The following is an 11,358-nucleotide window of genomic DNA, read 5'->3' as shown; positions in this document are numbered from 1 at the left end:
TTCAGAAAGAGATCTGTTCAAGAATGGCCGGATCGAGGTTGCCCACGTCCGCCATGCAACGCGCCTCCCATTGGGCGCGATCCCACAGTTCAAAGTTGGACCCGAGCCCGAGCAGCATGACGTCGCGGTTCAGGCCGGCCGCCGTGCGCAATTCGGGCGCCACCAGGATGCGGCTCGCCCCGTCCATCTCCACGTCCTGGGCGTTGCCCAGCAGCAGGCGCTGCAGCGGCCGCGCCGAGGCCGGCAGCGCGGCGATCTGCTCGCGCTTGGCCTCCCAGGTGGAGCGGGGATAGATCATCAGGCAGCCGTCCGGATGCCGTGTCAGGGTCAGGCGCCCCTGTTCCTGGGCCAGCAGGGCGTCGCGATACCGGGCCGGAATGGACATCCGACCCTTGGCATCCAGCGTGAGCGCGCTGCTTCCCTGAAACACGAGGGGGTTCCTCCCACTTCATGACACAAAAATCTACTTTGTCCCACTCTACGGGATGGATCGGCACCGGTCAAGGCAAAAATTGAATTTTCTTCAATGACAACAAGCACTTACAACTGTTCCGGAGAATTCACCGATAAACAAACGCCTGAAAAATCAATATATTGGAAACCAAACTGAAAGTCCTTTATCAGGTCGGGGCCTTTGCCCGGGGCCTCCGGACGGCCCCGGGGACGCCTCCCGCGTGCTCCCCGCGGCGGACGGGCGCGGCCGCCGGTCCCCACCTGCATCAATTCCCGATTGACAGGCCCCGGGCCAGCCGATGTAATGAACTTTCACCTCCCGGGCCGAAACACCGGCCACAGCACCGGCATGTCCCCGGGCGCCGGACTCGAAAGCATCCGAGCCTTCTTTGCCGCCGGGCCGCCCCAAGGCAAAAAGCGCCCCCCTCGGGGGGATGAGTCAGGACACGGGATAGTCCCTGCGGACCATTCCGTGCCTGACGAATCCGAGCGGCATGCAGGCCGCGAGGTGGATGCAAGCGGCCGCAGGCTGCGTAGCGCAGGGGCCATTTTTGCGTTTGCCTGTCGTCTCGTCAGTCACCAGAAAGGAGATTTCGCATGTCGGATCAAGCCCATTCCCCCTCGTCGCGCCGTCATTTCCTGCAGTCCGTCGGGACCGCGGGCGGCGTGATGATGCTCGGCGGCATCCTGCCGCTGCGACGCGCCCTGGCCGCCGGCGCCCCGCCCGCCATCAACCTCGGCCAGGTCCTGCCCATGACGGGCTCCGCGGCCGAGTTCGGTCCCTACTACCGCGACGCGGTGCGGCTGGCCGTCGACCAGATCAACACCGCCGCCAAGGAGGTCTTCGGCGGCCCCCTCATCGCCCACCACGTCACGGCCGACAGCGCGACCCTGCCGACGGTCGGCGTGCAGGCGGCCCGCCAGATGATCGACACCCAGCACACGCCGGTCATCATCAACGGCTGGTCCAGCGGCGTCACGGTCGCCGTGGCGACTTCGGTCACCATCCCGTCCGGCGTCCTGCAGATCGGCAACGGCACCACGTCCCCGCTGGTCAGCGTGCTGCCCGCCGACGCCAAGGCCGACCTGCTGTTCCGCACCAGCGCGTCGGACGCCATGCAGGGCGTGGTGGCCGCCCAGTTCGTCAACGGCGAGCTCGACCCGGCCTACAAGTTCAAGCGCGTGGCCACCATCTATATCAACAATCCCTACGGGCAGGGCCTGTCCAACGCCTTCGCCGCCGCCTTCAAGAAGCGCGGCGGCACCGTCCTGGCGGAAGTCCCGCACCCCGAGGAAGTCCAGCCCACCTACAAGTCCATGCTGTCCCAGGCCCTGAAGGACAAGCCCGACCTGCTCCTCATCGTCAGCTACCCGGCGCACACCATCGCCATCTGCAAGGAATCCCGCGACACCTTCAACTTCACCCGCTGGCAGTTCACCGACGGCAACGCCAGCATCGACATCATCAAGGAAGTCGGCGCCAAGGACATGGACGGCCTCTACGGCACGGCGCCGGGCGAGGACACCAGCACGCAGTCCTACCGCGATTTCGCCAAGACCTACCTGTCCACCTACAAATACGACCACTTCCCGCCCTTCACCACCTGCTCGTACGACGCCGGCCTGGTGGCGGGCCTGGCCATGGCCGCCGTCGTGGCCGGCGGGGCCACCGACGCCTCGAAGATCACGGGCACGATGCTGCGCGACGAGCTGCGCAAGGTCGCCAATCCGCCGGGCGAGATGATCGACGGCGGCAGCCAGGAGCGCGTCACCCGGATGCTCCAGGCCCTGAAGGACAAGAAGAAGATCAACTACAACGGGGTCGCCGGCCCGTGCGACTTCGACAAGAACGGCGACGTCATCACGCCCGTCAACATCTGGAAGTACGCGGGCGGCCAGATCGAGACGGTGAAGATGGTCGCCGCCAAGGACATCCCGGCCGGCTGAGGCGCAAGGCTGCGGGGCCGCCGGATCTCCGCGCGCCCCGCCGGGAACCGCGCGGCTAATCCTCCGGCTCTCCGTCCAGGAAGCGGGACACGCGCTTTTTCTCGGGCAGGATGCCCTGCGGGCGATACAGCACGATCAGCGCCAGCAGCAGCCCGACGAAGGCCCAGCGCAGGAAGGACATGCGGGAAGCCACGTCGGGGGCCACCCCCTGCAGGGCGACCTGCAGAGAGTCGGTGACGAAGCCCGTGCCGCTCCAGACGGCCCAGATCACGAAGGCCCCCAGGATGGCGCCCTTGTTGTTGCCGCTGCCGCCCAGCATCAGCATCACCCAGACGAGGAAAGTGGCGAACAGCGGCTTGAAGTGGCTGTAGTCGATCGTGACCATGTACGGCGCGTACAGCGCGCCAGCCACGCCGATGACGACGGCGCCCAGCACGAAGGACTGCACGCGCAGGGACTTGACGGGCTTGCCGCTCATGGCGGCCGAATCCTCCTCGTCGCGCACGGCGCGCAGCGCGCGGCCCCAGGGCGAGCGCACCATGGCTTCCAGCACGGCGTAGGTCAGGGCCAGCGCGAGCGCGACGATCACCAGGTACAGGTAGCCGTAGTCCCGCGGCTGCATGATGGACAGCACGGTCTGCAGGGCGTCGGGCAGCCAGCCGCAGCCTTCGCGGTCGAAGACGCAGGACAGGGGCTGCGGGATGCCGGACATGGGCTGCGGCCCGTTGGCCAGCCAGCGCTCGTTCTGGAAGACGAGGCGGATGATCTCGGCGATCCCCAGCGTGGCGATCGCCAGGAAATCCGCCCGCAGGTGCAGGATGGGCTGGGCGATCAGCCAGGCCACCACGCCCGCCATGACGCCCGCGGCCGCCACCCCGAGCAGATAGGGCGCCTCCAGGCCGAACCACTGCTGGGCGTAGGCCGCCATCATCCCCGAGGGCGGCGCGGTGACGAACAGCGCCATGATGAACGCCCCCACGGCGAAGAAGCCGGCCACGCCGAAGTTCAGGTGGCCGTTGTAGCCCCATTGCGCGTTCAGGCCCAGCGACAGGATCGAGTAGATGATCGCCATGATGCTGAAGGACACCAGGTAATCCATGCTGCCGGGCAGCAGGCCCGCGATGCCGAAGGCCAGGACGCACGCCAGGACGAGGGCCGCCGGCAGGCGCGCGCGCCAGCGCAGGGCGGAAAACAGCAGGCAGCCCAGCAGGAAGGCCGGCACCAGCAGGAAGCAGGCTTTGAGCAGATGCAGGGGGTCCATGGTCCGGCTCCTCGATGCGTGTGTGTGACGGCCCTAGCGCTGGGCGAACAGCCCCTGGGGCCGCATCAGCAGCACCAGCACCATCAGGACGAAGGCGACCGCCGGCCCGTAGGCCGGGTTCAGGAAGGCGGAAGTGAGCTGCATGGCGATGCCGATGATGACCGAGCCGACCAGCGCCCCCCAGGCGCTGCCGATCCCGCCCATGATCACCGCCGCGAACAGCGGCAGCAGCAGCACGAAGCCCATGTCCGGGCGCATCTGCGACGCCAGCCCGTACATGACCCCGCCGATGGCGGCCAGTCCCGCGCCGATGGCCCAGGTCCAGGCGACGACCTGCTCGGTGTCGATGCCGCGCACCTGGGCCAGGTCGGGGTTGTCGGCCGTCGCGCGCATGGCCTTGCCGATGCGCGTGCGGGTCAGCATCCAGTACAGCAGCGCCACCAGGACGACGGCCAGGGCGAAGACGAAGAATTGGTCCGCCTGCAGGCGCAGGCCGAAGGGCAGGGCCAGCGCCGGATTGGAGCGCCCCGAATAATAGAAATGGAAGTCCGATCCCCAGACGAGATAGACGATGCCCCGCAGCAGGAACTCCATGCCCAGCGAGGCCATGGCCAGCAGCACCAGCGGCGACTGGTGCCGGCGCAGCGGCCGGTACAGCAGCCGGTCGATCACGATCGCCACCACGGCGGTGACCGCCGCCGCCACCAGCAGGCCGACGAGGAGTTCCCAGCCGAAGGAAAACCGCCAGATGGGATTGGACTGCGGCAGGACGAGCACCATGCCGTAGGTCACGTACGCCCCCAGGGTGAGGAATTCGCCGTGGGCGAAATTGGGGAATTTCAGCACGCCGTAGCAGAGCGTCAGGCCGATGCCGCCCAGCGCGATGATGCCGCCCAGCATCACGCCCCACGCGGTCAGGGACAGCATGTCCTCGACGCTGGTGCCCGAGAGCCAGCCCGCCAGCCACATGCCGGCCAGCACCAGCAGCAGCACGCCGCCGACGAAGCGGCTGCTGCGCGCCCCGCCCGCATCGCGGGCGTCCACCGCATCGGCATCCGCGGCGGGCGGCGCGGCCGCCCGGACCGCCGGGGCGCCCGGTGCCGTCGAAATGCCTGGAACATCCGGAGGCATGCCCTCGTCCGCCGCGGGCCGCGCCGTATCGCTCATCGCGTCATCCTCCCAGGTAGAGGCGCCCGACGTTCGGATCGTCGAGCAGGTCCCGGCCCGTGCCCTCGTGGCGGTTCTCGCCGTTGGCCAGCACGTAGCCGCGGTGGGCCATCCCCAGCGACTGGCGGGCGTTCTGCTCGACCATCAGGATGCCCACGCCGCTCTCGTTGATCCGGGCGATGCGCTCGAAGATCTCGTCCACCAGCTTGGGGGACAGGGCGGCCGTGGGCTCGTCCAGCAGCAGCAGCCGGGGGCTCATCATCAGCGCGCTGCCCATCGCGACCATCTGCCGCTCGCCGCCGGACATCCGGCCCGCCAGCTGGCGGCGGCGCTGGCGCAGCTTGGGAAACATCGCGTAGACGCGCTCCTTGTTGTCCGACAGATCGATCCTGCCCATCGGGAAGGCGCCCATCTCCAGGTTTTCCTCGACCGTCAGCGAGGTGAAGACGTTGGCCACCTGCGGCACGTAGCACATGCCCAGCCGCACGATGCGGTGCGGCGCCTCGCGCGCGATGTCGTGGCCGTCGAAGGCGATCGAGCCCTGGCGCGGATGCAGCAGGCCGAAGATCGTCTTCATCAGGGTGGACTTGCCCGCCCCGTTGGGGCCGATGATGGCGACGATCTCGCCGGCCTCGACCCGGATGGACACCGCGCGCAGGATCTCGGTGTCGCCATAGCCCGCCGTGACGGCGTCAACCTGCAGCAGCGGCATACTGCCCTCCCAGGTAGGCCTCCAGCACCGCCGGGTCGCTGCGCACCGCCTCGGGCGCGCCTTCGGCCAGCTTGCGTCCTTCGCTCATGACGATGACCGGATCGCACAGGCTCATGACCATGTTCATGTCGTGCTCGATCAGCAGGAAAGTGATCCCGCGTTCGCGTGACAGGGTCTGGATGTTGCGCACGATGCTCTGCAGCAGCGTGCGGTTGACCCCGGCCGCCGGCTCGTCCAGCAGGATGATCCGCGGGTCCGCCATCAGCATGCGGCCCATTTCCAGTAGCTTCTTCTGCCCGCCCGACAGGTTGGCCGCGTACTCGTGCTGGACGTGGCCAAGCTGCAGGTATTCCAGGACTTCCCGCGCCTTGCGCAGGTGGCCGGCTTCCTCGGCGCGGACGCGGCCCGGGCGCAGCAGGGCGTTCCACCAGCGCTCGCCCGATTGCCCGGGCGGCACCAGCATGAGGTTTTCCAGGACGCTCATGGTGCCGTGCTCGCGGGGGATCTGGAAGGTGCGGCACAGGCCGCGGGCGAAGACCTGGTCCGGACGCTGGTGGCCGATGTCCTGGCCGTCCAGCAGGATGCGCCCCGAATCGGGGGGGATGAAGCCGGTAATGAGATTGAACACCGTGGTCTTGCCGGCGCCGTTGGGGCCGATCAGGCCGGTGATGGTGCCGCGTTCCACCTGGAACGAGCACTGGTCCACGGCGCGCAGGCCGCCGAAGCTCTTGCTCAGGTCCCGGACCTCGAGCAGCGGATGCCGCTGGCCGACATCCGTTTCCGACAGGGACGATGCTGCCGAATCCGCCACCGATGCCTCCTGGATTTCCACGACGGGAATCCGGCCGGCGTACCCCCGCGCCTGCGCGCGGCGGGCCGTCGGTTGGATATGAGGATTCAGGGTATCACAGCCGCCCCGGCGGCCGAATGCGCATAAGTCCCTATGGCCGCCGCCCCGCGGCCGCGTCCGCGGAGGGCCGGAACAGGCCGCGCCAGGTCGCGCCAGGCCGGGCCGGAAAAGCGGAGAAAGAAGCGGAACAGATCTGTAGGCCGGATTCTGTACGCCGGGTTGCCCCGGCGGGCGATCATTCCTCTGGGCGGGCCATTGCTGGACCGCTCTAGCCATCTACCCGCATGCTCGGACGGGCCGCCCTGTCGGCACGAAGCCGGCGCATGCCTATTTGATGTTGCTCCCGATAGAGGTTGCCGCGTTTCACCCTGCCGCGGACCGCCCGGACGGGCCGGACGGACGGTACGGAGATGGCCGTACCGGTGTGCACCTCGCGGCGCACCCCCGCGGCAGACTCGTCTCTGTGGCCCTGTTCCTCGGCTTTCCCCGAAAGGATCGCCGGACGGCCGTTAGCCGCTATCGCGCCCGATGGAGTCCGGACCTTCCTCGATGCCTGACGGCACCGCGATCGCCCGATCTGCCCCGCGTCGGCATTGTACGACAGCGGGGGAGCCGCCGGAGGCGTCCACGCGCATCCGCCGATCCGGATCGCGGGGCCGGCCGCCCCGGGCGGCCCGAGCGCCGCACCACGCGCATCCGCCGCTGCGGGCGGTCCGCCGGGCACGCCCCCGGCCAACCTGCGACAATAGCCTTTTGGCCCCGGCCGCCCGCGACGCCGGCGGCCGCTCCACCGGCCGCACCACCGTTGCCCGCATCATGTCCGACATCCTGCTCTCCCTCGCCCAGGCCCAGCTCGCCTACGGCCACCATCCCCTGCTCGACCACGCCGACCTGACCCTGCTGGCCGGCGAGCGCATCGGCCTGATCGGCCGCAACGGCGCCGGCAAGTCCTCCCTGCTGCGCGTCCTGGACGGCCGCGTGCGCCTCGACGACGGCGAGATCCGGCGGCGCGGCGGCCTGCGCATCGCCACCGTCGAGCAGGAGCCCGCGCTGCCGGAGGACGAGACCGTGCTCGGCTACCTGTCCGGCGATCCGCTGGCGACCGAGGACTGGCAGCGCTCGGCCCGCGCCGGGGCGCTGATCGACGCGCTGGGGCTCGATCCCGGCCTGCCCATCCGCGGCCTGTCCGGCGGCACGCGCAAGCGCGTGGCCCTGGCCCACGCTCTGGTCCAGGAGCCCGACCTGCTGCTGCTCGACGAGCCGACCAACCATCTGGACTTCGCCGGCATCGCCTGGCTGGAAAATCTGCTGCGCGCCACACGCGCGGCGGTGGTGCTGATCACCCACGACCGCCGCTTCCTGGACGCCGTGGCCACCCGCATCGTCGAGCTCGACCGCGGACGGCTGCTCAGCTTCCCCGGCAATTTCTCCGCCTGGCAGGCGCGCAAGGCCCAGTGGCTCGACGCCGAGCAGCAGGCCAACGCCCGCTTCGACAAGCTGCTGTCCCAGGAGGAAGTCTGGATCCGCAAGGGCATCGAGGCGCGCCGCACGCGCAACGAAGGCCGGGTGCGCCGCCTGGAGGCCCTGCGCCGCGAACGCGCCGCGCGGCGCGACCAGCAGGGCCAGGTGCGGTTCTCCCTGGCCGACGGCCAGCGCTCCGGCAAGCTCGTGGCCGAACTGAAGAACGTCACCCACGGCTACGACGACCGCATCCTGATCCGGGATTTCAGCACCCTGATCCAGCGCGGCGACCGCATCGGCCTGATCGGCCCCAACGGCGCCGGCAAGACGACGCTGCTGCGCATCCTGCTGGGCGAGCTCCAGCCTCTGCAGGGCAGCGTGCGCCTGGGCACCAACCTGTCGATCGGCTACTTCGACCAGATGCGCGACCGGCTCGACGAATCCGCCACCCTGGCCGACACCATCAGCCCGGGCAGCGAATGGGTGGAGATCGGCGGCCAGCGCAAGCACGTCATGAGCTACCTGGAGGACTTCCTCTTCCCGGCGGCGCGCGCCCATTCCCCCGTCTCCAGCCTGTCCGGCGGCGAGCGCGCCCGCCTGGCGCTGGCGCGCATGTTCGCCCAGCCCCACAACGTATTGGTGCTGGACGAGCCCACCAACGACCTGGACATCGACACCCTGGAGCTGCTCGAAGGCCTGCTGCAGGACTACCAGGGCACCGTCCTGCTGGTCAGCCACGACCGCACCTTCCTGGACAACGTGGTCACGCAGACCATCGCCGCCGAGGGCGACGGCCGCTGGCAGGAATACGTGGGCGGCTACGACGACTGGGAGGCCCAGCGGCCGCGTCCCGCCGCAGCGGAAGCGCCCCCGGCCCGGACCGCCCGCGCCGGCGCGGCCGATACCGCGAAGGAGCGGCCGGCGGGCCAACCGGCCCAGGCCCCGGACCGGCTCCCGACTTCGGCCCAGACTTCGACCCAGACCCCGGCCCCGGCTTCGGCCCCGGCCGGGGCCGCCGACAAGCCGCGCAAGAACCGCCTGGCCCCCTGGGAAGCCGAGGAACTGGCCGGGCTGCCCGACCGGATCTCCGCCCTGGAAGCGGAACAGGCGGCCCTCGCCGCCCGCCTGTCCGACCCCGGCCTGTACAGCCAGGGCGCCGACGAGGCGCAGCGCGTCCAGCAGGCCCTGGGCGAGCTGGAAGGCAGGCTGGAAGCCCTGTTCGAGCGCTGGACCCTGCTGGAGGACAAGCGCGGCGACTGAGTGTCGACGACCGACTGTCGGCGACTGAGCCGCGTCTCCGATCCGTCGGGCGTGGAATCGCCCGCAGGGACTATTCCGCGTCCCGACTCACCCGCCACGCCAGGGACTCCCCGGCGGCCAGCGGCACGACCACGTCGTCGCCCAGCGGCAGGTCGCGGGGAACCGGGTCCGCGACCCGTTCCAGCGTCAAGGTGCCGGCATTGGGCGCCAGGCCGTAGAACGCCGGGCCGTGCAGGCTGGCGAAGGCCTCCAGGCGGTCCAGGCGGCCGACGGACTCGAAGGCCGCCGCGTACAGCGCCATGGCGTGGCGGGCCGTGTAGCAGCCCGCACAGCCGCAGTCCTGTTCCTTGGCGCCGCGCGGATGCGGCGCGCTGTCCGTCCCGAGGAAGAAGCGCGGATTGCCGCTGGTGGCCGCCGCGAGCAGGGCCTGGCGGTGGGTTTCCCGCTTCAGGATCGGCAGGCAGTACCAGTGGGGCCGCAGCCCGCCCTTGAACAGGGCGTTGCGGTTGTACAGCAGGTGCTGCGGCGTGAGCGTCGCGCCGATGGGGCCGTCGGCCTCGGCGACGTAGGCCGCGCCGTCGGCCGTGGTCAGGTGCTCGAACACCACCTTCAGTGCGGAAAAGGCCCGCCGCAAGGGCACCATGACCCGCTCGATGAAGACCGCCTCGCGGTCGAACACGTCGACCGCGGGATCGGTGACCTCGCCATGGACCAGCAGCGGCATGCCGCAGTCCTGCATGGCGGCGAGCGTGGCCGCGCACTGGCCCAGCAGATCCGTCACGCCGGCGTCGGAATGGGTCGTCGCCCCGGCCGGATAGAGCTTCACCCCGTGCACGAAGCCGCTGTCGCGCGCCCGGCGGATCTCGTCGGGCGCGGTCCGGTCGGTCAGGTACAGGGTCATCAGGGGCTCGAAGGACAACGCCTCGCCCCCGTCCGCCCGCCCCCGTCCATCCGCCTGTTCATGCGCCTGGCGCAGGGCGGCCAGGATGCGGTCGCGGTAGGCGCGCGCGTCCTCGGTCGTCAGCACCGGCGGCTTCAGGTTGGGCATGATGATGGCGCGCCCGAACTGCCGCGCCGAATCCATCACCACGCTGCGCAGCACCGCGCCGTCGCGCAGATGCAGATGCCAGTCGTCGGGACGGGTCAGGCGGATGCGCGCCGGCGCGGGGGAAACCCCGGCCTGCGGCGCATCGACATTCGGAGAAGCAAGTGGAGAACTCTGTGACACGGTCTGACAATCCTGTTTTGTCTTTCGGGGAAACACGCGGTATGCTGCGAGGGCAATTCACTCAACACTGCACTGTATAGGAGCCTGCATACATGGCAACCACCGAAAAATCAGGTCGCAAACCCAATGCGGCATTCATGAAGCCCCTGACCCCCAGCGCCACCCTGGCGGCCGTGATCGGCAACGAAGCCGTGCCCCGTACCGAAGTCACCAAGCGCGTCTGGGACTATATCAAGAAGCACGATCTCCAGGATCCCGCCAATCGCCGCAACATCAATGCGGATGCCAAGCTGCGCCCCCTGTTCGGCAAGGACCAGGTTTCGATGTTTGAATTGACCAAGCTGGTCAGCCAACACCTGAAATAAACGGGGTTGCGGCGGGCTGTCGCGGCAGCCCCGCCGGGATCACAGGCCCGGAAGCGGCGTTTCCCCGGCCCAATGCGCCAGCCAGCCCTTGGCGATGCGGTAGATGATCCAGATCACGGCCACCAGACCCGTGACGAAGCCGACGAAGATCAGGCTGGCCAGTGCGCTCAGCGCCAGCCACAGCAGACCCCACCAGAACGTCCGGATGATCCAGTCGATGTGGCCGGCATACACGGTGCCGACCATGTCGCCGCGCTTCAGATAGGCCAGCACCACGGCGGCCAGGACGGCCGCACCGAAGATCCCCGCGGACAGGATGCCCACGGCGAACAGGGCATACATCAGGTGGACGAGCTGCCGCTGATTCAGGCCCTTGTCCATGTCGGGAGTGTCGTCGCCTTGGATCATGAAGTCTCCTGCGTAGGCGCGGGCGGGCGCCGGCGTTTGAAAAGTTCATTCTAGCAGGGATGCGGCCCGCCACGCCGTGGAGGGCCGCTCGCTCGTGGGTGGCCGGGAGGCCGGTCTGGCCGCCCGTGCCAGGTCCGGAGACGCGCCGTGGCCCCCTCGGTCACAATAGATGTCCGGTCCTCTGAAAACAGAAGTTGAGGGAGCGATCGGAATGAATTCATGTCCACCTATAGCCAGGAACTCAAG

The 11,358-nt window shown here is 69.2% G+C and carries 10 protein-coding genes and 1 other RNA gene; 3 read left to right on the top strand and 8 right to left on the bottom strand.

Features of this window, described 5'->3' with window-relative positions:
* Position 1 precedes the first annotated feature (1 nt).
* Positions 2-430 carry a division/cell wall cluster transcriptional repressor MraZ gene (gene mraZ / locus HNR28_RS08670; protein ID WP_043684694.1) on the bottom strand — a complete coding sequence of 143 codons (429 nt, stop codon included), beginning with the start codon at positions 428-430 and terminating at the stop codon, positions 2-4.
* 620 nt (positions 431-1,050) lie between these two features.
* Here mraZ and HNR28_RS08665 point away from each other — a divergent pair.
* Positions 1,051-2,400, top strand: a complete 1,350-nt coding sequence (locus HNR28_RS08665) for an ABC transporter substrate-binding protein (protein WP_151024903.1) — start codon at positions 1,051-1,053, stop codon at positions 2,398-2,400.
* A 55-nt stretch (positions 2,401-2,455) separates the two neighbouring features.
* Here the strand turns inward: HNR28_RS08665 and HNR28_RS08660 are convergent, their stop codons facing one another.
* The 5 genes from HNR28_RS08660 to rnpB form a co-directional block, all read right to left on the bottom strand.
* Positions 2,456-3,661, bottom strand: coding sequence for a branched-chain amino acid ABC transporter permease (locus HNR28_RS08660; RefSeq protein WP_052355965.1), 1,206 nt, complete (start codon positions 3,659-3,661; stop codon positions 2,456-2,458).
* 33 nt (positions 3,662-3,694) lie between these two features.
* Positions 3,695-4,828, bottom strand: a complete 1,134-nt coding sequence (locus HNR28_RS08655) for a branched-chain amino acid ABC transporter permease (protein WP_084330741.1) — start codon at positions 4,826-4,828, stop codon at positions 3,695-3,697.
* 4 nt (positions 4,829-4,832) lie between these two features.
* Positions 4,833-5,540: an ABC transporter ATP-binding protein gene (locus HNR28_RS08650; protein WP_043684700.1), complete on the bottom strand. Its 708-nt coding sequence runs from the start codon at positions 5,538-5,540 to the stop codon at positions 4,833-4,835.
* Positions 5,521-6,372, bottom strand: coding sequence for an ABC transporter ATP-binding protein (locus HNR28_RS08645; RefSeq protein WP_242404219.1), 852 nt, complete (start codon positions 6,370-6,372; stop codon positions 5,521-5,523). Before HNR28_RS08645 ends, HNR28_RS08650 begins: the two co-directional genes overlap by 20 nt.
* Positions 6,373-6,570: 198 nt before the next feature.
* An RNA gene (gene rnpB / locus HNR28_RS08640) (RNase P RNA component class A) lies at positions 6,571-6,974 on the bottom strand.
* 232 nt (positions 6,975-7,206) lie between these two features.
* Here rnpB and HNR28_RS08635 point away from each other — a divergent pair.
* Positions 7,207-9,111: an ATP-binding cassette domain-containing protein gene (locus HNR28_RS08635; protein WP_043687824.1), complete on the top strand. Its 1,905-nt coding sequence runs from the start codon at positions 7,207-7,209 to the stop codon at positions 9,109-9,111.
* Between the two features lie 70 nt (positions 9,112-9,181).
* Here HNR28_RS08635 and pyrC read toward each other — a convergent pair whose 3' ends face one another.
* On the bottom strand, positions 9,182-10,264 hold the full coding sequence (pyrC, locus tag HNR28_RS08630) for a dihydroorotase (protein ID WP_151024904.1): 1,083 nt from the start codon (positions 10,262-10,264) through the stop codon (positions 9,182-9,184).
* A gap of 167 nt (positions 10,265-10,431) precedes the next feature.
* Here pyrC and HNR28_RS08625 point away from each other — a divergent pair, with 167 nt between their 5' ends.
* The gene (locus HNR28_RS08625; RefSeq protein ID WP_043684703.1) at positions 10,432-10,704 is read left to right on the top strand and encodes an SWIB/MDM2 domain-containing protein; all 273 of its coding nucleotides are present in this window, start codon (positions 10,432-10,434) and stop codon (positions 10,702-10,704) included.
* 39 nt (positions 10,705-10,743) lie between these two features.
* Here HNR28_RS08625 and HNR28_RS08620 read toward each other — a convergent pair whose 3' ends face one another.
* Positions 10,744-11,112 (bottom strand): DUF4870 family protein, encoded by a 369-nt coding sequence (locus tag HNR28_RS08620; protein ID WP_052355966.1) that lies wholly within the window; start codon positions 11,110-11,112, stop codon positions 10,744-10,746.
* Positions 11,113-11,358: the final 246 nt, after the last annotated feature.

The organism is Castellaniella defragrans, from assembly GCF_014203015.1.
In the GTDB taxonomy this organism is placed as follows: domain Bacteria; phylum Pseudomonadota; class Gammaproteobacteria; order Burkholderiales; family Burkholderiaceae_B; genus Castellaniella; species Castellaniella defragrans.
This window is presented reverse-complemented; position numbering and strand designations above follow the sequence as displayed.

Coding starts and splice junctions, on each gene's coding strand:
- HNR28_RS08625 (WP_043684703.1), top strand. CDS start 10,432: ATGGCAACCACCGAAAAATCAGGTCGCAAACCCAATGCGGCATTCATG.
- HNR28_RS08665 (WP_151024903.1), top strand. CDS start 1,051: ATGTCGGATCAAGCCCATTCCCCCTCGTCGCGCCGTCATTTCCTGCAG.
- HNR28_RS08660 (WP_052355965.1), bottom strand. CDS start 3,661: ATGGACCCCCTGCATCTGCTCAAAGCCTGCTTCCTGCTGGTGCCGGCC.
- HNR28_RS08650 (WP_043684700.1), bottom strand. CDS start 5,540: ATGCCGCTGCTGCAGGTTGACGCCGTCACGGCGGGCTATGGCGACACC.
- HNR28_RS08620 (WP_052355966.1), bottom strand. CDS start 11,112: ATGATCCAAGGCGACGACACTCCCGACATGGACAAGGGCCTGAATCAG.
- HNR28_RS08655 (WP_084330741.1), bottom strand. CDS start 4,828: ATGAGCGATACGGCGCGGCCCGCGGCGGACGAGGGCATGCCTCCGGAT.
- HNR28_RS08635 (WP_043687824.1), top strand. CDS start 7,207: ATGTCCGACATCCTGCTCTCCCTCGCCCAGGCCCAGCTCGCCTACGGC.